22 protein-coding genes are annotated in these 21,892 nt (G+C 66.9%); 8 read left to right on the top strand and 14 right to left on the bottom strand.

The features are described 5' to 3' along the window. Positions 1-65: 65 nt before the first annotated feature. Positions 66-398, bottom strand: coding sequence for an ATP-dependent Clp protease adapter ClpS (gene clpS, locus FHS47_RS03245; RefSeq protein ID WP_167022891.1), 333 nt, complete (start codon positions 396-398; stop codon positions 66-68). A gap of 118 nt (positions 399-516) precedes the next feature. Here clpS and FHS47_RS03240 point away from each other — a divergent pair, with 118 nt between their 5' ends. The 3 genes from FHS47_RS03240 to hflD are packed head-to-tail and all read left to right on the top strand — an operon-like array spanning position 517 to position 2,766. Beyond that, positions 517-1,002, top strand: coding sequence for an NUDIX hydrolase (locus FHS47_RS03240; RefSeq protein ID WP_167022888.1), 486 nt, complete (start codon positions 517-519; stop codon positions 1,000-1,002). Next, positions 999-2,096: a tRNA 2-thiouridine(34) synthase MnmA gene (gene mnmA / locus FHS47_RS03235; protein ID WP_167022885.1), complete on the top strand. Its 1,098-nt coding sequence runs from the start codon at positions 999-1,001 to the stop codon at positions 2,094-2,096. The genes FHS47_RS03240 and mnmA overlap by 4 nt, the downstream gene beginning before the upstream one ends. 43 nt (positions 2,097-2,139) lie before the next feature. After that, positions 2,140-2,766, top strand: a complete 627-nt coding sequence (gene hflD / locus FHS47_RS03230; protein ID WP_167022881.1) for a high frequency lysogenization protein HflD — start codon at positions 2,140-2,142, stop codon at positions 2,764-2,766. Between the two features lie 123 nt (positions 2,767-2,889). Here the strand turns inward: hflD and FHS47_RS03225 are convergent, their stop codons facing one another. Beyond that, positions 2,890-3,819, bottom strand: a complete 930-nt coding sequence (locus FHS47_RS03225) for a LysR family transcriptional regulator (protein WP_167022878.1) — start codon at positions 3,817-3,819, stop codon at positions 2,890-2,892. A 221-nt stretch (positions 3,820-4,040) separates the two neighbouring features. Here FHS47_RS03225 and acnA point away from each other — a divergent pair, with 221 nt between their 5' ends. Next, positions 4,041-6,785 (top strand): aconitate hydratase AcnA, encoded by a 2,745-nt coding sequence (gene acnA, locus FHS47_RS03220; RefSeq protein ID WP_167022875.1) that lies wholly within the window; start codon positions 4,041-4,043, stop codon positions 6,783-6,785. Between the two features lie 46 nt (positions 6,786-6,831). Here the strand turns inward: acnA and FHS47_RS03215 are convergent, their stop codons facing one another. Further along, complete coding sequence (locus tag FHS47_RS03215) at positions 6,832-7,263, bottom strand: hypothetical protein (protein ID WP_167022872.1); 432 nt, start codon at positions 7,261-7,263, stop codon at positions 6,832-6,834. Positions 7,264-7,388: 125 nt separating this feature from the next. Between FHS47_RS03215 and FHS47_RS03210 the strand changes: the two genes are divergently transcribed. Continuing rightward, complete coding sequence (locus FHS47_RS03210) at positions 7,389-9,080, top strand: AMP-binding protein (RefSeq protein WP_167022869.1); 1,692 nt, start codon at positions 7,389-7,391, stop codon at positions 9,078-9,080. Between the two features lie 147 nt (positions 9,081-9,227). Here the strand turns inward: FHS47_RS03210 and FHS47_RS03205 are convergent, their stop codons facing one another. Further along, positions 9,228-9,584, bottom strand: a complete 357-nt coding sequence (locus FHS47_RS03205) for a PilZ domain-containing protein (RefSeq protein ID WP_167027593.1) — start codon at positions 9,582-9,584, stop codon at positions 9,228-9,230. Between the two features lie 130 nt (positions 9,585-9,714). Further along, positions 9,715-10,902 carry a DNA polymerase IV gene (dinB, locus tag FHS47_RS03200; RefSeq protein WP_167022866.1) on the bottom strand — a complete coding sequence of 396 codons (1,188 nt, stop codon included), beginning with the start codon at positions 10,900-10,902 and terminating at the stop codon, positions 9,715-9,717. Positions 10,903-11,293: 391 nt separating this feature from the next. Between dinB and FHS47_RS03195 the strand changes: the two genes are divergently transcribed. Genes FHS47_RS03195 through FHS47_RS03185 form a run of 3 tightly spaced genes read left to right on the top strand, consistent with a single transcriptional unit; the run spans position 11,294 to position 14,471 of the window. Continuing rightward, positions 11,294-12,100, top strand: coding sequence for a ScpA family protein (locus tag FHS47_RS03195; RefSeq protein ID WP_247741328.1), 807 nt, complete (start codon positions 11,294-11,296; stop codon positions 12,098-12,100). Between the two features lie 41 nt (positions 12,101-12,141). Continuing rightward, positions 12,142-13,008 carry an SMC-Scp complex subunit ScpB gene (scpB, locus tag FHS47_RS03190; RefSeq protein WP_167022860.1) on the top strand — a complete coding sequence of 289 codons (867 nt, stop codon included), beginning with the start codon at positions 12,142-12,144 and terminating at the stop codon, positions 13,006-13,008. Next, positions 13,005-14,471 (top strand): pseudouridine synthase, encoded by a 1,467-nt coding sequence (locus FHS47_RS03185; protein ID WP_167022857.1) that lies wholly within the window; start codon positions 13,005-13,007, stop codon positions 14,469-14,471. Before scpB ends, FHS47_RS03185 begins: the two co-directional genes overlap by 4 nt. Positions 14,472-14,486: 15 nt before the next feature. Here FHS47_RS03185 and hisIE read toward each other — a convergent pair whose 3' ends face one another. Genes hisIE through FHS47_RS03140 form a run of 9 tightly spaced genes read right to left on the bottom strand, consistent with a single transcriptional unit; the run spans position 14,487 to position 21,825 of the window. Continuing rightward, positions 14,487-15,092, bottom strand: a complete 606-nt coding sequence (hisIE, locus tag FHS47_RS03180; RefSeq protein WP_167022854.1) for a bifunctional phosphoribosyl-AMP cyclohydrolase/phosphoribosyl-ATP diphosphatase HisIE — start codon at positions 15,090-15,092, stop codon at positions 14,487-14,489. Continuing rightward, positions 15,089-15,859, bottom strand: a complete 771-nt coding sequence (hisF, locus tag FHS47_RS03175; RefSeq protein ID WP_167022851.1) for an imidazole glycerol phosphate synthase subunit HisF — start codon at positions 15,857-15,859, stop codon at positions 15,089-15,091. Before hisF ends, hisIE begins: the two co-directional genes overlap by 4 nt. Next, complete coding sequence (locus tag FHS47_RS03170; protein ID WP_167022849.1) at positions 15,853-16,605, bottom strand: 1-(5-phosphoribosyl)-5-[(5-phosphoribosylamino)methylideneamino] imidazole-4-carboxamide isomerase; 753 nt, start codon at positions 16,603-16,605, stop codon at positions 15,853-15,855. Before FHS47_RS03170 ends, hisF begins: the two co-directional genes overlap by 7 nt. Beyond that, positions 16,602-17,192: an imidazole glycerol phosphate synthase subunit HisH gene (gene hisH / locus FHS47_RS03165; protein ID WP_167022846.1), complete on the bottom strand. Its 591-nt coding sequence runs from the start codon at positions 17,190-17,192 to the stop codon at positions 16,602-16,604. The genes FHS47_RS03170 and hisH overlap by 4 nt, the downstream gene beginning before the upstream one ends. Continuing rightward, on the bottom strand, positions 17,192-18,256 hold the full coding sequence (gene hisB / locus FHS47_RS03160) for a bifunctional histidinol-phosphatase/imidazoleglycerol-phosphate dehydratase HisB (protein ID WP_167022843.1): 1,065 nt from the start codon (positions 18,254-18,256) through the stop codon (positions 17,192-17,194). Before hisB ends, hisH begins: the two co-directional genes overlap by 1 nt. Further along, positions 18,253-19,317 carry a histidinol-phosphate transaminase gene (hisC, locus tag FHS47_RS03155; protein ID WP_167022840.1) on the bottom strand — a complete coding sequence of 355 codons (1,065 nt, stop codon included), beginning with the start codon at positions 19,315-19,317 and terminating at the stop codon, positions 18,253-18,255. Before hisC ends, hisB begins: the two co-directional genes overlap by 4 nt. Beyond that, on the bottom strand, positions 19,314-20,621 hold the full coding sequence (gene hisD / locus FHS47_RS03150; protein WP_167022837.1) for a histidinol dehydrogenase: 1,308 nt from the start codon (positions 20,619-20,621) through the stop codon (positions 19,314-19,316). Before hisD ends, hisC begins: the two co-directional genes overlap by 4 nt. Then, a complete protein-coding gene (gene hisG, locus FHS47_RS03145) occupies positions 20,618-21,481 on the bottom strand; it encodes an ATP phosphoribosyltransferase (protein ID WP_247741327.1) in 864 nt (287 codons plus the stop codon). The genes hisD and hisG overlap by 4 nt, the downstream gene beginning before the upstream one ends. Before the next feature lie 26 nt (positions 21,482-21,507). Next, positions 21,508-21,825 carry a YerC/YecD family TrpR-related protein gene (locus tag FHS47_RS03140; RefSeq protein ID WP_167022831.1) on the bottom strand — a complete coding sequence of 106 codons (318 nt, stop codon included), beginning with the start codon at positions 21,823-21,825 and terminating at the stop codon, positions 21,508-21,510. Positions 21,826-21,892 lie beyond the last annotated feature (67 nt).

Below are 21,892 nucleotides of genomic sequence, written 5' to 3'. Positions count from 1 at the left end.
GATAGCTGTGGGCGGCGGGGACCAGCCCCTTGTCAATGCCGCATGAACTCCAGATGGGGGATCGGCTACATCTTTTCCATAGTGCACAACAGCGGGTGCTGATGAGACCGTGAGTACTCGTTGACCTGGGTCACCTTCGTTTCTGCCACCTCCCGGGTGAACACACCGCAGACGCCCTTTCCCCTCGTATGGACATGGAGCATCACCTGCACCGCCCGCTCCTGGTCCATGCCGAAGAAACTGCGTAGCACCTCGATCACAAAATCCATCGGCGTGAAGTCGTCGTTCAGCAGGACGACCTGGAACAGCGGCGGCCGTGCCGTCTCCGGACGGGAGGTTTCAATGGCAAGGCCATGGCCGCGGTCGCTTTCCTGGTCGTGTTCGTGTTCTTGGGACATTAATTCGGAGCCTTCGATACGCGATTCGTTTATACACCGGATTCCGGCGCACTTTCGGGTCGCAACCACAAGTGATGGCACAATATGCCTTTTTCCAGAGCGCTATTCCCTTAAGCCGATGCCGCAGACAATTCCCAACGGAACCGTGTGGTGCCCCCGGGTCACGGTGGCCTGTGTCATAGCCCAGGGCGACCGGTTCCTCATCGTGGAGGAAGAAGCGCTGGGCCGCCTCGCCTACAACCAGCCCGCCGGGCACCTCGACCCGGGCGAGACGCTTCAGGCCGCCGCCGTGCGCGAAACACTGGAAGAAACGGGTCACCACGTGGCCCTGGACGCGTTCCTCGGCGTCTGGCAGTGGACCAGTTCGGAGCATGGCGAACAGGTACTTCGCTTTGCCTTTGCCGGACACGTGCTTTCGCACGACCCGTCCCTCCCCCTCGACGAGGGCATTCACCGCGCGCTGTGGCTACGCCGCGACGAGATCGAGGCGCTGGGCGATCGCCTGCGCACGCCGCTCGTGCTGCACGCCATCGATGCCTGGCTGGACGGGCGCCGCCTGCCCCTGGATACCGTGTCCAGCCTGCTTCCGGAGGCACGCTCGTGAAAGTGGTTCTCGGCGTCTCCGGCGGCGTCGATTCCTCGGTCGCGGCCCTCCTGCTCCAGCAGGCCGGGCACGAGGTCGAAGGCATGTTCATGCAGAACTGGGAAGAAGACGACCGATCCGGCCCCTGCACCACCGACCAGGATCGCAAGGACGCCGTCGCCGTGTGCGGCCGCCTGGGCATCCCCTTCCATGCGCGAAATTTTGCGGGGGAGTACTGGGACGGCGTGTTCGCCTATTTCCTGGCCGAATACGCGGCGGGGCGCACGCCGAACCCCGACGTGCTGTGCAACCGGGAAATCAAGTTCAAGACGTTCCTTGAGCACGCGCAGGCCCTCGGCGCGGAAAAGATCGCCACCGGCCATTACGCGCGCGTGGATTTTTGCGACGGCCGCTACCGCCTGCTGCGTGCCGTCGACGCCGCGAAGGACCAGAGCTACTTCCTTCACGCACTGGGCCAGCGACAGCTCGCGGCCACCTTGTTTCCCGTGGGGGAGATCGAAAAGCCCCGCGTGCGGGAGATGGCACGCGAAGCCGCCCTGCCCACGCACGCGAAGAAAGATTCCACGGGCATCTGCTTCATCGGCGAGCGCGATTTCCGCGCGTTCCTCGCGCAGTACCTGCCTGCGAAGGCGGGGCTCATGGTCGATCCGGAAGGGCGCACGATCGGCGAACACCAGGGCGTGATGTATTACACGCTGGGCCAGCGCAACGGACTCGGGATTGGCGGCCGCGCCGATGCGCCGAACGAACCGTGGTACGTGGTGGGTAAGGACGTCCCCACGAATACGCTGATCGTGGCGCAGGGTGGCGAGAACCGCTGGTTGCAATCCACCCGCCTGGAAGCCACGGACGTCACCTGGGTCGCAGGCGAACCGCCCGCCCTGGCCTTTCGTTGCACCGCCAAGACCCGTTACCGGCAGTCCGACCAGGTGTGCACGGTCGAGGTCCGAGGCGACCACTTGCTCGTCGTGTTCGACGAACCGCAGCGCGCCGTGACACCCGGCCAGTCGGTGGTGCTGTACGACGGCGAGGCCTGCCTCGGCGGCGCGGTCATCGCGGCCACCGATGCGCCCTACGGCGGCCTTGCCTCATGACATTGCTTCCACACCTCCCCCTGTTCCCCCCTGAGCCCTACGCATGAACGAAGAACGTGTCCTCGCCCTGGCAGGCGTTTTCCAGGGCGCCGCGCTGGCCCAGCAACTGGCCACCGATGGCCGCTGCGACGAGGCGGCGTTCGAAAGCAGCCTGGCCAGCGTGTTCCGCATCGACGCGGACTCGGTGGCTTCCGTGTATGGCGGCGTGTCCGGCGTGCGTCGCGGGCTGCGAACACTGGTGGCGCAATTCGAAGACCAGACGCGCGATGTCGCCGTGATGCGCATGGCGGTCACGGTACTGCGCCTCGAGCGATCGCTGTCGCGCAACCGGCCCCTGCTCGACCGCCTGCGCGAAGGTATCGTGTCCGCGCAGCGGCAGGTGGAGCATTTCGGGCTCGCGCATCCGAACGTGACGGCCCGGCTCGCCGAGCTGTACGCGTCCACTCTTTCGACGCTGAAGCCGCGCGTCATGGTTACCGGTACGCCTGCCTACCTGCAGCAAAAGGGCAACGTGGATCGGGTTCGCGCCGCGTTACTGGCGTCGGTGCGCTCGGCGGTGCTTTGGCACCAGTTGGGTGGCCGTCAATGGCAGCTGCTCATTCACCGCAAGCAGTGCGCGATGCTGGCCCGCGGGCTGCTGACCGGTTCGACCCTCGACGACGGGGGTTGATGCGTTCTTTTTGTGTGGGAGCCGGCTATGCCGGCGATCCCGCGACAGCGGGCAAGCTTGTCGCTAGCACCCCATCGCCACTGAAGCGGCTCCCACATGAAGCGACGCCCACATGAGGAACCGTCAGGCGCGCGCTGCTTCGAGGCCGGGAATCGTTTCCGCCAGCCCGCGCAGCAACTCGCCGAACCCGGCCAGATCTTCGCGCCAGGGCGTGGCGCTGCGCCAATACAGCGAGATGTGCCGCCCGGGCCGGGCGCCCTCCACCGCAGCGAGCACCACGTTCGGAATGGACCCAAGCCGCTCGTGCGCCAGGATCGGCACCAGCGTGTAGCCGCCGCGCAGGGCCACCAGCGTGGCGAGGCTTTCGATGCTGAGATCCTGGATGCGCTCCGGCCGCGCCGGGCCCGTCATGCCCAGATCGGACACGCCGCTGCCGTGGCTTTCGGCCATGAGCGTGGCCTCCGCCGCATCCAGATCACCGAGCGCGACCGACGCCCGACCCGCCAGGGGATGAGCCGCGTGGAGCATCAGCTCGTAGGGCTCGAAGAACAACGCGGTGGCCTCCAGGCCCGTGACCGTCGCCGCCGGTGGCGCCAGCACGGCGTCGAGCTCGCCCTCGTGCAACCGCCTCAGGAGCCCCCTGGGCTTGCCTTCGGAAATGGTCAGCCGCGCCCCGGGAAAGCGCTGCGGGAACGGCTCGATGAAGTGTGGAAGGAGGTAGGGGCCCAAGGTGGAGGGAACGCCCAGCCTCAGCTCCCCGCCGAAGGCGACCTCACCGGCCCTTGCGGCATGCTCGAGGTGCTCCGCGGATGCCAGCACGTCTTCGATGTAGCCCAGCAGCCGTTGCCCGCTGGCGGTGGGGACGACACGCCGGCCGCCCCGCTCGAAGAGTGGCGCACCCAGGGCTTGCTCTACCTTCTGCACCTGGTGGGACAGCCCGGAGGGGCTGATGTACATGGCCCGGGCCGCACTGTTGAAACTGCCCTCCCGGGCCACGGCCTGCACCAGGGCGAGGTCGCGAAGGGAAACGGACGACAGGGCCATCGAAATCATCGAACGCTGCGTGCCATCAAATGCGTTTGCGCCCACGATCCGCCGCCCTCATCCTTTTCGCGCCCAGAATTCCCGCGACATTCGCCGCGGACCGGCCATTCTAGCCGCAGCCGGTCTCATGGCGGTCGCACACGAACGGCAGACTGCGCGATAATCGACGCCTTTGGCGGCCCGCAAGGGCCCCGGCCTCCCCAGCTCAAGAACCACGCCAGGAGTACAGCATGAAAGACTCGTTCTCAGTCCGAGACAGTATCGAAGTCAACGGCAAGCGCCACACCATCGCCAGCCTGGCCAAGTTCGGCAACACGTTCGACATCAAGCGCCTGCCCTACTCCATGAAGATCCTGCTGGAGAACCTTCTCCGCCAGGAAGATGGCGTGAACGTCACCTCGAAGGAAATCGAGGCGGTCGCCAAGTGGGACGCCAAGGCCGAGCCCGACACTGAAATCTCTTTCATGCCCGCCCGCGTGGTCCTGCAGGACTTCACCGGCGTTCCCTGCGTGGTCGACCTGGCCGCCATGCGCGACGCCGTGGCCCGCCTCGGCGGCGACCCGAACAAGATCAACCCGCTGGCCCCGGCCGAACTGGTCATCGACCACTCGGTGCAGGTGGACGCCTTCGGTTCGGAAAACGCGCTGGAAGAGAACGTCGCCATCGAGTTCGAGCGCAACCAGGAGCGTTATTCGTTCCTGCGCTGGGGCCAGAAGGCCTTCAACAACTTCAAGGTCGTGCCGCCGCGCACGGGCATCGTGCACCAGGTGAACCTGGAAAACCTCGCCCGCGTGGTGTTCACCAACGAAGTGAACGGCGAATCCTTCGCCTATCCGGACACCGTGTTCGGCACCGACTCGCACACCACGATGATCAACGGCATCGGCGTGCTGGGCTGGGGCGTGGGCGGCATCGAGGCCGAGGCGGCCATGCTGGGCCAGCCCTCGTCCATGCTGATTCCGCAGGTGGTCGGCTTCCGTCTCACCGGCAAGCTGTCGGAAGGCGTGACCGCCACCGACCTCGTGCTCACCGTCACGCAGATGCTGCGCAAGCTCGGTGTCGTGGGCAAGTTCGTCGAATTCTTCGGCAGCGGCCTGCAGAACCTGCCGCTGGCCGACCGCGCCACCATCGCCAACATGGCCCCGGAATACGGCGCTACCTGCGGCATCTTCCCCATCGACCAGGAAGCGCTGAACTACATGCGCCTTTCCGGCCGCGACGAAGGCCAGATCGCGCTGGTGGAAACCTACGCCAAGGCACAGGGCCTGTGGCACGACGCCAACACGCCGGAGCCGGAATTCACCACCGTGCTCGAACTGGACCTCGCCGACGTCAAGCCGTCGCTGGCCGGCCCGAAGCGTCCGCAGGACCGCGTGCTGCTCGAGGGCGTGAGGCAGAGCTTCGTCGACGCCGTGGGCCCGCTCACCGCGAATCGCAAGCCGCGTAACGGCGATGTGTCGCGCTTCAACAATGAAGGCGGCGCCACGGCCGTGGGCAACGAGGCCAACAAGGTCGACGACGAAGGCGTGCTGGTGGAGAAGGACGGCAAGTCGTTCCGCCTGAACGACGGCTCGGTGGTCATCGCTGCCATCACCTCGTGCACCAACACCTCCAACCCGGCCGTGATGCTCGCCGCCGGCCTCGTCGCGAAGAAGGCTGCGGCGCGTGGCCTCACCGCCAAGCCGTGGGTGAAGCCCTCGCTCGGCCCGGGCTCGCTCGTGGTCACCGAATACCTGAAGAAGACGGGCCTGCTCGAGGAACTCGAGAAGGTGAACTTCTACGTCGTGGGTTACGGCTGCACCACCTGCATCGGCAACTCCGGCCCGCTGCCGGCCGAGATCAGCAAGGGCATCGCCGAAGGCGATCTCGCCGTTGCCTCGGTGCTTTCCGGCAACCGCAACTTCGAAGGCCGCGTGCATCCGGAAGTGAAGATGAACTACCTGGCCTCGCCGCCGCTGGTGGTCGCCTACGCGCTGGCCGGCACGCTCAACATCGACCTGACGAAGGATCCCATCGCCAACGGCAGTGACGGCAAGCCGGTGTACCTGAAGGACATCTGGCCGACCAACCAGGAAGTGTCCGACGCCATTGCCGGCGCCATCAGCCCGCAGATGTTCAAGGACAGCTACGCCGACGTCTTCAAGGGCGACAGCCGCTGGAACGCCATCGCCTCGCCGGATGGCAAGACCTACGCGTGGGACGATTCCACCTATATCAAGAACCCGCCCTACTTCGACGGCATGACCGCCGAGGCCGGCACCATCGAGGACATCCACGGTGCGCGCGCCATGGGCATCTTCGGCGACTCGATCACCACCGACCACATCTCGCCGGCCGGCTCGATCAAGAAGGACAGCCCGGCGGGCCGCTTCCTGATCTCCAAGGGCGTCGAGCCGAAGGACTTCAACTCCTACGGTTCGCGTCGCGGCAACGACGACGTGATGGTGCGCGGCACCTTCGCCAACATCCGCATCAAGAACCTGATGCTGGACGGTGTCGAGGGCGGCTACACCAAGTACATCCCCACCGGCGAGCAGATGGCCATCTACGATGCCGCCATGAAGTACAAGGCCGACGGTACGCCGCTGGTGGTTCTGGCCGGCAAGGAATACGGCACCGGCTCGTCGCGCGACTGGGCGGCCAAGGGCACGCTGCTCCTGGGCGTGAAGGCCGTGATCGCCGAGAGCTTCGAACGCATCCATCGTTCCAACCTGGTCGGCATGGGCGTGCTGCCCTGCCAGTTCATGGACGGCGAGAATGCACAGACGCTCGGCCTCAAGGGCGATGAAGTATTCGACATCACCGGCCTCGAGGGCGGCGAGTCGAAGCGCGCCACGGTTACGGCCAAGCGTCCCGACGGCTCGGTCAAGAGCTTCACCGTGAAGGTGCTGCTGCTGACGCCGAAGGAGCGCGAGTTCTTCCGCCACGGCGGCATCCTGCAGTACGTGCTTCGCCAGCTGGCGAAGGCGGCCTGATAAGCCACCGAAGAACGCCCCGGGAAACCGGGGCGTTTTTTTTGCGCTACAACGCGCGTTTCCATGTGGCGGCGAAGCAGCGCCACTCGCCATCGTCCTTGCGCCAACCGGTTTCCACCGTGTAGGCCCCCGCGTCGTCGGGGAGCACGCCAGCCCCTGCGGTGAGCGTCACGGTAAAGGTCGCCACCATCCGGTCTCCTCGCCTGTCCACCTCGGTCGGGCCCATCAGAACGTGCACCTTCTGTCCGCGCAGCGCGTATACGCGCACGAGGTTGCTCAGCGCGCGGCGATCCAGCGCGCCGGCGTTCCCGTCGAAGTCTTCCGTCAACGCCGCCACCGTGTCGCCGGCCTTGCCTTGCTCGGCAGCCTCGGCCGTCGCCGCGATCGCGTGACGCACCTGCTCCTCGTCGGGCGTGTGACGGCAACCGGCAAAGCCGGCGAAAAGCAGGCACAGCACCACCCTTCCCACCTTCCACATGCGTTGTTTCCTCCTCGCTGGACGCGCTGCGGCGCGGCTTGCCGCTATACGCACGCGTATGCTCCAATGCCTCGCGACCGCACGAATGACCGTGCCAGCGCCCTTTTCTGGAGTCCGTCCGATTCATGAGCATCGAGCGTCCGTGGCTTGACCACTACCCGGCCGGCGTTCCCGCCGACATCGACGTCAACGCATTCCGCTCCATTGCGGCCGTTCTCGAAGAATCCTTTCAGAAATTTCGTGGTCGCCCTGCGTTCTCGAACTTCGGCAAGGTTCTCACCTACGGGCAGATCGATGAGCTTTCCCGAGCGTTCGCAGGCTATCTGTCCGGCGAACTCGGCCTGAAGAAGGGCGACCGCCTGGCGATCATGCTGCCGAACCTGCTGCAGTATCCCATCGCGCTTTTCGGCGCCCTGCGGCTCGGCCTGACCGTAGTGAACACGAATCCGCTGTACACCGCCCGCGAACTGCATCACCAACTGGAAGATTCGGGTGCGAAGGCACTCCTGGTGCTGGACAATTTCGCGGCCACCGCCCAGCACGCACTGGACGGCACCAAGGTGCAGCACGTGATCACCACCGCCGTCGGCGACATGGTTGGCTTCCCGAAGGGCAACATCATCAACTTCGTGGTGAAGAACATCCGCAAGGAAGTGCCGGCCTTCAACCTGCCCGGTGCCGTGCGCTTCCGCACCGCACTGGAGCGTGGCAAGGCGCATCCCATGCCGGCCGTGAACATCGGGCACGACGATATCGCCTTCCTGCAGTACACCGGCGGCACCACGGGCGTGGCCAAGGGCGCCATGCTCACCCACCGCAACATGATCGCGAACATGCTCCAGGCGGATGCCTGGATCAGCGGCTCCGCGACGGCGGGTGAAGAGATCATCGTTACGGCGCTGCCGCTGTACCACATCTTCTCGTTGACGGCGAACGGCCTCGTCTTCACGCGCTTGGGCGCGATGAACCTGCTGATCACCAATCCGCGCGACATGAAGGGCTTCGTGAAGGAGCTTTCGAAAGAGAAGTTTACGGCCATCACGGGCGTCAACACGCTCTTCAACGGGCTGCTCAACACGCCCGGCTTCGCCGACCTCGACTTCTCGCGCCTGCATCTGTCGCTGGGCGGCGGCATGGCGGTGCAGCGCAGTGTCGCCGAGCGCTGGAAGAAGACCACCGGCGTCACGCTCGCCGAAGCCTATGGCCTCACCGAGACCTCGCCCGCCGCGTGCATCAATCCGCTGGACCTCAAGGAATACAACGGTTCGATTGGCCTGCCTATTTCGTCGACCTACGTGCAGATCAGAGCTGAAGACGGCACCGTGCTGCCGGTTGGCGAAGCCGGCGAGCTCTGCATCAAGGGCCCGCAGGTGATGAAGGGCTACTGGGGCCAGCCGGAAGAAACCGCGAAAGTGCTCGACGCCGAAGGGTGGCTGCGCACGGGCGACATCGCAAAGATGGATGCCAACGGCTATGTCTACATCGTCGACCGCAAGAAGGACATGATCCTCGTCTCCGGTTTCAACGTGTACCCGAACGAGATCGAAGACGTCGTCATGCACCACCCCGGCGTAGCCGAGGTCGCGGCCGTGGGCGTAGAAGACGAACACTCGGGCGAGGTAGTGAAGCTCTTCGTGGTGCGGAAGGACCCGTCGCTGACGATCGAGGCGCTCAAGGAGTACTGCCGGGAAAACCTCACCGGCTACAAGCGCCCGAAGCAGATCGAGTTCCGCGACGCCCTGCCGAAGACGAACGTAGGCAAGATCCTGCGTCGCGAACTGCGCGACGAAGAGCGGAAGAAGAAGCAGGCGGCCTGAGGGGCCTGTCCTGTTGGAGCGGCCTCCTGTGGGAGCCGCTTCAGCGGCGATGGGTGCTCGCGCCAAGGTTGCCCGCTGCCGCGGGATCGCCGGCAAAGCCGGCTCCCACAGATATCAGCCGCGTCTCGCGGCCGACTCCTGCAGACGTCAATCGTCCTTCCAGGTTTCCAGCGTGTCGGCGTACCCGCCAAGCAGTTCCCACAACGAGGCCTGCTTGTCTTCCGGGATGAGCGTGTATTCCATGCCGATCTGCCGTGCGGACACCCGGGCCACCGAAGCTTCGAGGTGAATGTGCAGGTCGTGCCCGAAGATCATGTCGAGGATCCAGGTCTGGCCTGGTTCGCCCCGCCAGCCCAGGGGGCGACGCAGCAGTGCCCCAGTGGCCGAGATGTCTACCAGGTCGGTCGGGTGCGCCTCGCCGCCGCGGCTCATGAGAACCGCGGTCTGCACCCGCATCCGCGCATGGCGATAGCGGGTATTGGGATCGTCCCTATCGTTCGACATCAGCTTCTCCACCCATCCCGATACCTCGTCCTTGCCCGTCGTGATCGGCATGACGCACCTCGCTACTTACCTTCCGTGTCACAAACGGACACATTAGAGCAGCCTGGATGACGTATGCATATGACTGCTGTCACTCGTTTCCGCGCGTTTTCAGCACACCGGCCCGAACCAGCGCCCCTGCTCCGAAGCGGCTGTTGATCAGGTCCTGGACACCGTCGGACAGCTTGTCCGAGACCGGCGCGGCGAACATGTCCTGCTGCTCGTCGCCATGCCTGGCATCGAAACCCGACAGCGTCACACCCAGCAAACGCAGCCTTGGCCGGGGATGCTGGTTCCACCAGACCTGAAGCAAGCGCCGTGCCACGGCATAGATCTCGGGCGTGGCATTGCCGGGAACGGACATCTGTGCCTGCCGGCTGTGGGTGGTGAACGGCGGCTCGCGCAGCTTCACCGATACCGTTCGGGCGTTCACGCCTCGGGACCGGGCCCGTGCACCCACCTTTTCGCACTGCCGAAGCAGCCATGCCTCGGCGATGGAGAGTTCCTCCAGGTCATATTCGAACGTCCATTCGGCGCCGATCGAGACCTCGGGCGCATCGGTGACCACCGGCCGGCGATCCTCGCCCCGGCAGAGCTCGCGCAGGAGCGTCGCATGGCGTTCGCCCACGGCCTTGTTCAATCGCCAGGCATCCGCCCGAACGATATCGCCGATAGTGCGGATACCGACCCGATGCAGGGCCTCCTCGGCCACTTTCCCCACCGTCCACATGCGGCCCACAGGCAGGGGATCGAGGTAGCCCCGGATCTCCTCGGGCGCGATGCGCAGGAAACCGTTCGGCTTCGACAGTTCGCTGGCCAGCTTGGCCAAGAGCTTGTTATGGGCCATGCCCACGGAGGCGTTGAGGCCGGTCCTCGCCCGGATCTCCTCCTTCACGCGGTGCCCAATGGCCTCGATGGATGAGAACAGTCTCAGGCTGGCGGTAACGTCCAGGAAGGCCTCGTCCAGCGAAAGCCCCTCGATCATCGGCGTGACCTCGGCGAAGACGCCAAAGACCACGTTCGAGATCTCCTGGTAGCGGGCATGGCGAGGGAAGATATAGACGCCTTCGGGACAGCGCCGGCGCGCCTCCGAGGTAGCCATGGCGGAACGCACCCCGTACTTGCGCGCCTCGTAATTCGCCGTGGAAACCACGCCCCGGCGGCCCAGGCCGGCCACGATCACCGGTTTTCCCACCAGCGAGGGGTCGTCCAGTTCCTCCACGGACGCGTAGAAGGCGTCCATGTCGACGTGGATGATGGCGCGCTGGGCAGGCTGCATGGACCTATTGTGCCGCAAGCCCCGCCCACGCTGGCGCCCACCGCTGGACTTGCATGGGCACAGGCGATACCCTGTACGGCAATCGGGTGAACTTATTCGGGCGTCGCGCCTTCACCGGTCCGTTGCTGAGACCGGCCGCGCTCTGCTCCCGACGTTCCTTCACAGACGGTGACCCTCCTGGGGTGTCCAGCGGCCATGCCTATCGCTCGTCGGCGACGATGCGTGGCATGCCGGGCGAGGTGGCGGTACGGCCGCCGGACGGCATCGATTGTTGCGCTACCGGTCGCTCAAGCGACCCTTCTGACGTGTGCCGATGACTAACGAGACAACCGAAGTCCAGGTGGTCGAAAAAGCCCAGGATGCCTTCGCGGGCATACCGCAGCAGCAGGAAATGCCCCTCGCGCTGGTGCGCGGGCAACCGGTGCTGCAGATGCCGCAGGACCTGTACATCCCGCCGGACGCGCTCGAAGTCATCCTCGAATCGTTCGAAGGTCCGCTGGACCTGTTGCTTTACCTGATCCGCCGGCAGAACCTCGACATTCTCGATATCCCTGTGGCCGAAATCACCCGGCAGTACATGGACTACATCGAGATGATGCGCGAGGTGATGCGCCTGGAGCTGGCGGCGGAGTACCTGCTGATGGCCGCCATCCTGGCGGAGATCAAGTCCAGGTTGCTGCTTCCCCGGCCGCCGGCCGAGGAAGGCGTGGAGGAAGATCCCCGCGCCGAGCTGGTCCGGCGGCTCCAGGAGTACGAACGCTTCAAGAGGGCTGCGGCGGATATCGACGAACTGCCGCGCCTGGAACGAGACACCACGGTGGTTCACGCCTTCGTGGGCGAGCACAACGTGGTGCGCGTACCACCGCCGCTCGACCTCAGGGAGCTCCTGCTCGCGCTCAAGGACGTGCTCAACCGCGCCGACCTGTTCACGCACCATGCGATCCAGCGCGAACCGCTCAGCGTGCGCCAGCGCATGGGCGACCTCCTCGGCACGCTCAGCGAGGGCGGCGGTTTCCACCGCTTCGAAACATTGTTCGACGTGAGCGAAGGCCGCCTCGGCGTGGTGGTCACCTTCCTGGCCATGCTCGAACTGGCCAAGGAAATGCTCATCGAGATCGTGCAGGAAGAAGCCCTCGGGCCGATCTACCTGAAGACGAAGGCACATACCGAGGCCGAGCCGGAAGAAGCGCTCGCCTGACGGCTCCCACCCGGGGGCCAGCAACCATCACCCAAGGGCCTATGCATCCCGAACAGCTCAAACCCATCGTGGAAGCGGCGTTGCTGGCGTCGACCCAGCCGATGACCATCGCACAGCTCAAGGCGATCTTCGGCGAGGACGAGGAGATCGGCACCGACGAACTCACGCAGGTCCTGGCGGCGCTCGGCGCCGACTGCGAGGGCCGAGGCGTGGAACTGGTGGAAGTGGCCTCCGGCTGGCGCTACCAGGTAAGACGGGAAGTTCACGGCTGGGTATCGCGCATGTGGGCGGAAAAGCCCAGCCGGTACTCGCGTGCCCTGCTGGAAACCCTGGCCCTCATCGCCTACCGCCAGCCGATCACCCGGCCGGAGATCGAACAGATCCGCGGTGTGGTGGTGTCGTCGAACATCATCAAGACCCTGGAAGAACGCGAATGGATCCGCGTGGTGGGCCACCGCGACGTACCGGGCAAGCCGGCGCTTTTCGGCACCACCCGCGCCTTCCTCGACTACTTCAACCTCAAGTCGCTGGACGCCCTGCCGCCGCTGTCGGAAATCCGCGACCTCGAGGAACTCAATCCGCAGATGCGGTTCGAAGGCGATGCGGAACCCGTGGCGGCGCGTGCCGCGCTGCCGGAAGACGCCGCTGGCGAACCTGCCGTTGAAGGCGAAGACACCCTGAACAACGAGAACACCCCGAACACCGACGATGCCGTGGCCGACGCCCCGGCCGTCGAAAGTGCTGCCGAGACCACGCCCGACGAAGGCGATGCGATCGAGGCCGCAAACCAGCTGCCTGCCGGCGACGACGTCGCCGCGGCTTCCCCCACTGCCGACGAGGCAGAGAACCCAGCGAGCGACGTCGAAGACGACGACGCCGAGAAAGATACCGAGGAGTCACGCGCATGAATGCGCCACAGCGTTCCCTGCTCACCTTGAAGCGCGGCGGCAATGACGCCGCCGATACCACACAGCAACTCGAGGAGCGCCTGCACAAGGTTCTCGCCAACGCCGGACTCGGCTCGCGCCGGATGCTCGAACAGCGCATCCAGGCTGGCGAGGTCGAGGTCAACGGCACCGTCGCCACCATCGGCGCCAGCGTCCACGCCGGCGACCGCGTGGTTCTCGACGGCAAGCAGTTCGTGGTCGCCACGGACAACCGCACCGACGCGGAAGTGCTGGTCTACCACAAGCCGGAAGGCGTGGTGACCACCCGCGAGGACACCGAAGGCCGCCCCACCGTGTTCGAACAGCTTCCGCGCCTTCGCGGTGCGCGCTGGGTCGCCGTGGGCCGTCTCGACATCAACACCACCGGCCTGCTGCTGCTGACGACCGACGGCGAACTCGCCAACGCGCTGATGCATCCGAAGAGCGGGCTCGAACGCGAGTACCTCTGCCGCGTGCACGGCGAAGTGCCCGACGAGGTCATCGAACGTCTCAAGGCGGGCGTGGAGCTGGAAGACGGCCCGGCGCGCTTCGACGAGATCGGCGTGATCAGCCGTGGCGGCAGCCATAGCTGGTTCCGCGTGACCATTCGCGAGGGACGCAACCGCGAGGTTCGCCGCCTGTGGGATTCGCAGGGCTTTCTCGTGAGCCGCCTGAAGCGCATCCGTTACGGCTCCGTGGAATTGCCGCGTGCGCTGCGCCGCGGCGACTGCGAATCGCTCGACGAAACCGCGATCAAGGAACTGCGCGAGCGCGCAGGCCTGGGCGCGCCTGCCCCCGTGCTCACCCTGAGCGCCGTGGTGCACCAGCGCCGCGCCCCCCGCCACGTCACCGAGTATCGTCCCGATACCCGCACCCCCGGTGCGTGGAGTTCGGCACGGCATGACGAGGCGCGCGAACTCACCGCCTTCGACCGCATTCGCGACGACAACCCACGTGGCGGCCGCGGCGGCCGTGGCCAGGGCGCCGGCGGCGGTCAGCGCCGCGAGGTGAACGGCAACGTCGCACGTCCGGAACGCGCCGGCGGCGGTGGCCAGCGCAAGTCGCGCCGCGTCGCTCCCGGCCAGGAACTGCCGTCGATCCGGACCTGGTTCGCCGGCGACACCCGCACCGGTGGCGGCAATGCGGCCGGCAACACCGCCGGCAACCGTGGGCCGCGTCCCGGCGGACGTCCGGGTAATGCAGGCGGAAACCGCGCGGCGGGCCAGGGCCCGGCACGCAATGAAGGAAACCGTGCCCCCGGTAGCCGCTTCGAAGGCGGCGGCAATCGCGGTGGTCGCCCGGGCGGCGGCAATCGCACCGGCGGTGGCGGTCCGGGTGCCGGTGGCAACCGCGCAGGCGGCCCGCGTCCAGGTGGCAATCGTGGCGGGCGCCCCGGTGGCGGTAATCGGGGCGGTGGCGGCGGCAACCGCGGCGGCAACCGCTAAGGCGGCCGCCCTACCCTACATGCGATGCCGTGAGGCCAGTTTCGCGGCCACGGCGCCGAAACCGATGCCGCGTGCGCGCAATGCCACCATGAGATGAAACACGAGGTCGGCGGCCTCGCCGACCAGCGCGTCGTCGTCCTGGGCGACGACCGCCAGGGCCGTTTCGACGCCCTCCTCGCCCACTTTCTGCGCCATGCGGCGAAGGCCTTCTTCGAACAGCTTCGTCGTGTAACTGCCGGCCGGACGCTCGTCATGCCGCGAGGCCACCAGCGCATCGAGTTCGGCGAGGAAAGCCAGCGGAGGGGCCACGTCGTCGCCGAAGCAACTCGACGTGCCGTTGTGGCAGGTAGGCCCGGCAGGAAGCGCGCGCACGAGGATCGTGTCGGCGTCGCAATCGAGCCGGACGTCCACCACCGCCAGCGTATGGCCGGACGTTTCGCCCTTGGCCCAGAGCCGTTGCTTGCTGCGGCTGAAGAACGTGACGAAGCGCTGCTCCTGCGTTGCCTGCAGGGCCGCCTCGTCCATGTATCCCAGCATCAGTACCTCGCCGGTTCGCGCATGCTGCACGATCGCCGGCAGCAACCCGCCGCCCTTGGCGAAATCCGCGTTCGCGCCGCTCATAGCCTCACCTCGATACCTTGCGCCCGCAGCTCTTTCTTCAGCGCGGGAATGCCTATCTCGCCGGAATGGAACACACTGGCCGCGAGCGCCGCATCGACGTCCGCTTCGCGAAACACCTCGACGAAATGTGCCGGCGTACCCGCACCTCCCGATGCCACCAGCGGCACGCGACTCAGCGCGCGGGCGGCCTTCAACTGTTCGATATCGTAGCCGCGGCGGACGCCGTCGGTGCCCATGCAATTGAGCACGATCTCGCCCGCTCCGAGCTGCTGCACTTCGTCGATCCATTCGAGCGTGGGTTTGCGCAAGGCGCGCGTGCGCGAGGGATCGCCGGTGTATTGCCGCACGTGCCATTCGCCGTCGTCGTCGCGCAGGCTGTCCACACCCACCACGACGCACTGCACCCCAAAGGCGTCGGCCAGTTCGCCCACGAGCGCCGGCCGCTCCAGCGCGGGCGAGTTGATCGACACCTTGTCGGCGCCGGCGTGCAGCACTTCGCGCGCATCGTCCACGCTGCGGATGCCGCCCGCCACGCAGAAGGGAATGTCGATCTCGCGGGCCACGCGTTCCACCCAGTCGCGATCGACACGGCGCCCTTCCGGGCTTGCCGTGATGTCGTAGAACACGAGTTCGTCGGCACCTTCGTCGCGGTAACGCAGAGCCAACTCCACGATCTCGCCCACGACCACGTGGTCGCGGAAACGGACGCCCTTGACGACCTGCCCGTCCCTCACGTCCAGGCACGGAACGATGCGCCGGCTCAGCATGACGCGTTCGCCTTCTCCGCCGCGGCGAAGGCATCGGAAAGGGAGAAGGCGCCTTCCAGCAGTGCGCGACCGAGGATCACGCCTGCGGTGCCCTGCAACGCGAGGGCGGCGATATCGTCGAGGGAGCGGACGCCTCCGGAGGCCTGCACCGCCATCGACGGCGCGAGGCTGCCCAGGTGCCGATAGAGCGCTACGTTCGGACCGCTCATGGTGCCGTCGCGGTCGATGTCCGTGCACAGGAGGTGCCGCGCCCCTGCCGCTTCGTACAGCGGAAGCAGCTCGTCCAGAGTGCGCACCTCGTAGGCCGTCCAGCCCGCGCTGGGGAGGCGCCATTCGCCGTCGAGGAAGCGCGTGTCCAGCGCCAGCACGATCCGCTCCGCGCCGTAGCGGGCGATCCAGGAGGCCACGGTCTTGGGATCGCGCATGGCCACACTGCCCACCACGACGCGATGGACGCCGGCTTCCAGCAACCGGAGCACGCCGTCCTCGTTGCGAACGCCGCCGCCGGCCTGCACGCGCAGCCGTCCGCTCGACGCGATGCCCGCAACGGTGGCCAGGTTTTCGAAGCGCCCGGAGCGCGCACCGTCGAGATCGACGACATGCAGCCACTCGGCACCCTCGTCCGCATAGCGGGCCGCCAGAGCTTCCGGCTCGAAGGCGAAGGTGGTCTGCCGGGCGTAGTCGCCCTTGTAGAGGCGCACGACCTTGCCGTCGCGCAGATCGATGGCGGGAATGGGAAGCGTCATAAAGAAAGAAAATTCCGCAGAAGCTGGGCACCCAGTGCCCCCGACCGCTCGGGGTGGAACTGCATGCCCATGAAATTGCCGGCGGCGACCACGGCAGCGAAAGGCGTTCCATGCTCGCTGGCCGCGAGCGAATAGTCGCCGTCGGGCACGGCATAGCTATGGACGAAATAGGCAGCGTCGCCTTCGCGCACGCCCGCAACCAACGGATGGCAGCGGGTCAGCCGCAACCCGTTCCACCCCATGTGCGGCACACGGAATCCCGGAATGTCGGCGAACCGCCGCACCGTCGCCGGAATGACGCCGAGGCATTCGGTGTTGGCCTCTTCCGACCACTCGCAAAGGAGCTGCATGCCGAGACACACGCCGAGCACCGGCTGGGTGAGCCCGCGGATGATGTCGACGAGGCCCGCCTCCCGCAGCATGCGCATGCCCGGACCGGCCGCGCCGACACCGGGAAGGATCACGTGGCTCGCCGCACGAATGCGCGCCGCATCCGAGGTGAGTTCGGCGTCGGCCCCCAATCGCTGCAGCGCGTAACGAACGGAGCCGATGTTGGTGCCGCCGGCATCGACCAGTACCGCGCGCATCAGAGGCTACCCTTGGTGCTGGGAAGGTCCGCTCCTTCCCGCCGCATGGCTTGGCGAAGGGTGCGTGCCACGACCTTGAAACAACCTTCCACCATGTGGTGCGCATTGTCGCCGTGTACGGTCAGGTGCAGGTTGGCGCCCAACGTCTCGCACAGCGACCGGAAAAAGTGCGGCACGAGTTCCGTCGGCACGTCGCCCACGCGCTCGCGCGGGAACGAACCCTCGAAAACGAAGTAAGGACGGCCCGAGAGGTCGAGCTCCGCACGCGCGGCGCTCTCGTCCATGGGCAACGCGAAGCCGTAACGGGTGATACCGCGCTTGTCCCCAAGCGCCTGGCGCAAGGCTTGCCCCAGCGCCAGCGCAGCGTCTTCGATGGTGTGGTGTTCGTCGACGTGGGTGTCGCCGTCGCAGCGCAACTCGAGGGCGAAACCGCCGTGCTTGCCGATCTGCTCCAGCATGTGGTCGAAAAACCCCAAGCCGGTATGCACCACGGGCTCGGCCACGCGGTCGAGGTCCACGGAGACCTGGATGGACGTTTCGCGGGTACCGCGGCGGACCGCTGCCGTGCGCGGCGCATCGAGCAGCACGTGTGCGAAGTCGTTCCAGGCCATGCCGCCCTGGCCCACCCGGAAACCGCGCACGCCCATGTTGGCCGCGAAGGCCAGGTCGGTGTCGCGATCGCCCACCATGGCCGACCGCGCACGGCTCCAGCTGTCGTCGGCAAGCCAGTGCCGGGCCAGACCGGTGCCGGGCTTGCGCGTGTCCAGGTTCTCGTGCGGGAAACTGCGGTCGATGAGCTGCTCGCGGAACACGATGCCCTGCGACGCGAAGATGCGCAGCAGCAATGCGTGCGGACCGTCGAACGCCTGCTGCGGGAACGACGGTGTGCCCAGGCCATCCTGGTTGGTGACCATCACCAGTTCGTAGCCCGCGCCGATGCAGCGCTGCAATGCACCGATCACGCCGGGCATAAGCGCCAGCTTCTCGTAGCTGTCGATCTGCTCGTCCGCCGGCTCCTCGATCAGGCAGCCGTCGCGATCGACGAAGAGGATCTTTCGGTTCATGCGACCTCACCTGCGCGAAGCACCGCCAGCACGCGGTCGTTCTCGTTACCCGTGCCGATGGTGATGCGAAGCGCATCGCTCAAGCCGGGATACCTCGTGATGTCTCGCACCACCACGCCCGCAGCCAGGAGGCGGCGGTACGTGCCGGCGGCATCGTCGAAGCGCACCGCGAGAAAATTGGCGTGGGAAGGCAACACCTCGCGTACGCCGGGTACGCCAGGCAACTCCGCCAGCATCCGAGCGCGCTCGGTCAGTATCTCGTTCACGTGGTGTCGCTGCACGCGCCGGCCCTCGTAGGAAAGCGCGCCCAACGCGGCATCCACACAGGGGGACGGCAGAGGATACGGCGGGATGATGCGACGCAGGAGGCCGATGACCTCCGGGCGCGCGATCAGCGCACCGACGCGCGCACCCGCAAGCGACCAGGCCTTGGACAACGTGCGTAGCACGGCCACATTGTCGTAGGTGTCGATCAGCGTCGCGGCACTCGGCAGGCCACTGAACTCCGCGTATGCCTCGTCCACCACCAGCACGGCGCGGCCGGCAAGTTCCCTGGCGAGCCGCGACAACACGTCCAGCGGCACGACATTACCCGTGGGATTGTTCGGCGTGCACACGAAAACCAGCTTGACCGCGGGTGTTACCGCGGCGAGCAGCGCATCCGGCGGAAGCGCCCCCGACGCGTCGAGCGGCGACTCGATCACCGCGGCATCCTGGATCCTGGCGCATACGGCGTACATGCCGAACGTGGGTGGCGAGACGATCACGGCGTCGTGTCCCGCGCGACAGAACGCCCTGACCAACAGATCGATGGCTTCGTCGCTGCCGCGCGTGACGAGCACGCGGTCGCTGTCGCAGCCGTACAGCTCCGCCAGCGTTTCGACGAGGGCGCGAGGCTGCGGGTCCGGATAACGGTTCAATCCGTCGCCGCCGGGGATGTTCGGCGGCCGCGACGATTCGTTCGCGTTGAGGAGCACCGTGCCTCCCTGCGCTTCCATGCGGGCGCTGGAGTAAGGCGCCAGGGCGCGAATGTCCGGGCGGGCCAGATCGAGCACGCTCATGCGGTGGCCCTCAGGGCGGCCAGGCGGAGCGAAACCGCGCGGCGATGGGCTTCCAGCTGTTCGGCCTCGGCAAGTATTTCCGCGCACGGTCCGATGCCGCGCAGGCCTTCGGCAGACAACTGCTGTACCGTGATCTGCTTCTGGAAGCTGCCGACGGACACGCCGCTGAAGCTGCGCGCGTAGCCATACGTCGGCAGCACGTGGTTGCTGCCGCTGCAATAGTCGCCGATGGATTCCGGCGTCCATTCGCCGAGGAAGACAGACCCCGCCGATTCGATGTCGTCGAGCAATGCCCGCGGTTCCGCCGTCTGCACGATCAGGTGCTCCGGTGCGTAGAGATTGCTGACCGCCACCGCCTCGGCAAGATCGCCCACCAGCACCAGCCGGCTTTCGCTCAGCGCGGCCGCCGCGACCTCGGCGCGCGGAAGTTGCGCGCGCTGCCGTTCCACCTCGGCCTCTACCGCGTCCAGCAGTTCGCGCGACGGGCTGACGAGCAGCACCTGGGAATCGGGGCCATGCTCCGCCTGCGACAGCAGGTCGGCGGCGACGAAGCGCGGATCGGCCGTGTCGTCGGCGATCACCAGCACTTCGGATGGGCCGGCGGGCATGTCGATGGCGGCACCCGCCGGATCGCCGGCCACTTGCAGCTTCGCCTCGGTGACCCATGCGTTGCCGGGACCGAACAGCTTGTCGCAGCGGGGCACGGAGGCCGTGCCGTATGCCATGGCGGCCATGGCCTGCGCGCCGCCCAACTTGAACACGCGGTGCACGCCGACGGCACGCGCCGCGAACAGCACGGCATCGTCGCAGCGCCCGTTCGCCTGCACCGGTGTGCACAGCAGCACCTCCGGGCATCCGGCGATGGCCGCCGGCACGCCGAGCATGATCGCGGTCGACGGAAGGGGCGCACCGCCCGCGGGCACGTACAACCCCACGCGGCGAACGGGACGCAGCACGCGCTCCACGCGCACGCCGGGCGCCGTGTCGACCGCGACCGGCACCGGAGCGGCGGCGCGATGGAATGTTTCGATGCGGCCCGCCGCTTCGAGGATGGCCGCCTTCAGTGTCTCCGACAGGCGCGACTCGGCATCGGCGAACTCTTGCTCCGATACCGCGAGGTCGTCCATCGCCACCCCGTCGTAGCGGGCGGTGAGCTCGAACAGCGCGGCGTCGCCACGGGCGCGCACCTCGGCAATGATCCCTTCCACACCCTGGCGCAGGCCGGGGGCGCGTGCCTGAGCGGGCCGCGCCAGCGCCGCGTCGCGAGCAGCGTCGTCGAGGGTCTTCCAATCGATCCGCTTCATGCCAGCATCTTCTCCACGGGCAGCACCAGCATGTCGCGCGCACCGGCGCGCTTCATGTCTTCCAGTTGGCGCCAGCTCACGGAGCCGGCGCAAAGTGCCTGGAGCACCACGTGGTCGGGAGCGCCGTCGATCGGCGTGAGCGTGGGCACGGGTGCGCCCGGCAGCAGGCGCGTGATGGCGGCCAGCGCGTCGCGCGGTGCCTGCATCAGGATGAGGCGCGAATCGCGCACCTGGATCACGCCGTCGAGCCGGCGCAAAAGCAGTTCGGCGATCTCGCCGCGCTCGTCGGCGGGCAGCTCGCGTCGCCCGGCGAGCACCGCTTCGCTTTCGACCACGACCGCAGCCTCGCGCAGTTGGTTCGCGACAAGCGTGGCGCCACTGGAAACCAGATCGCAGATGGCATCCGCGGTGCCCAGGCGCGGTGCGATCTCCACCGAACCGGCCAGCATCACCACCTTCGCGTCCACCCCGTTCGCACGCAGCCATTCGCCAAGAAGGCCGGGATACGACGTGGCGATACGCTGTCCCGCCAGCTGCGCAGGCCCCTCGTAGGCATCTTCCTGGGGAACCGCGATGGAGAGCCGGCAATGGCCGAAGCCAAGCGAACGCAGTTCGTCCAGGCCCGAGCCGGCTTCCTCGTTCGACAGCTGGAATTCGCGCAGCACGTTCCTGCCCACGATGCCCAGGTCGCACACACCTTCCGCGATCAGGCTGGGGATGTCGTCGTCGCGAACCAGCAGCAGGTCCACCGGTTCGCCTTCGCCGAAGCAGAAGAGCTTGTCGCGGCTCTGCCGGAACTTGAGGCCGCAGCGCGCGAGGAGTTCCTGGGCCGGCTCGGTGAGCCGGCCGGATTTCTGCATGGCGATGCGCAGTCGGTCGCGCGGCTTCACGAGGCGCCCCCGATGTTGCGCCGGGCAGCAGCGGCCATGTAGCCGCCATTGCCCTGGTTGAGGTAACGCGCGACCCGGCCGATGGTGGTGATGCTGACCGCGGTCCGCTCATGGATCTCGCGATAGGAACGGCCTTCGAGCAGGTGCGGCACCACGCGCCAGCGGTCGACCATGACTTCGATTTCCGCCGGCGTGCAGAGGTCGTGCAGGAAGGCACGCATCTCCTCCACCGTGGTGAGCCCGGCCAGGGCCTCGCACAGGCTGGTTTCGGCGGAGTCGGCGGGGGTTTCCGGATCGAGGAAGCGACGCTTCATAGTGTACTAACGCGTTAATACGATAACTCATACTAACTGTGCAACCGGCCCGTGGCAAGCGCCTCCG

This window comes from Luteibacter sp. SG786 (assembly GCF_011759605.1).
Classification (GTDB): domain Bacteria; phylum Pseudomonadota; class Gammaproteobacteria; order Xanthomonadales; family Rhodanobacteraceae; genus Luteibacter.
Note: the sequence above shows the minus strand (reverse complement) of the source record. Positions and strands in the feature narration are given on the sequence as shown.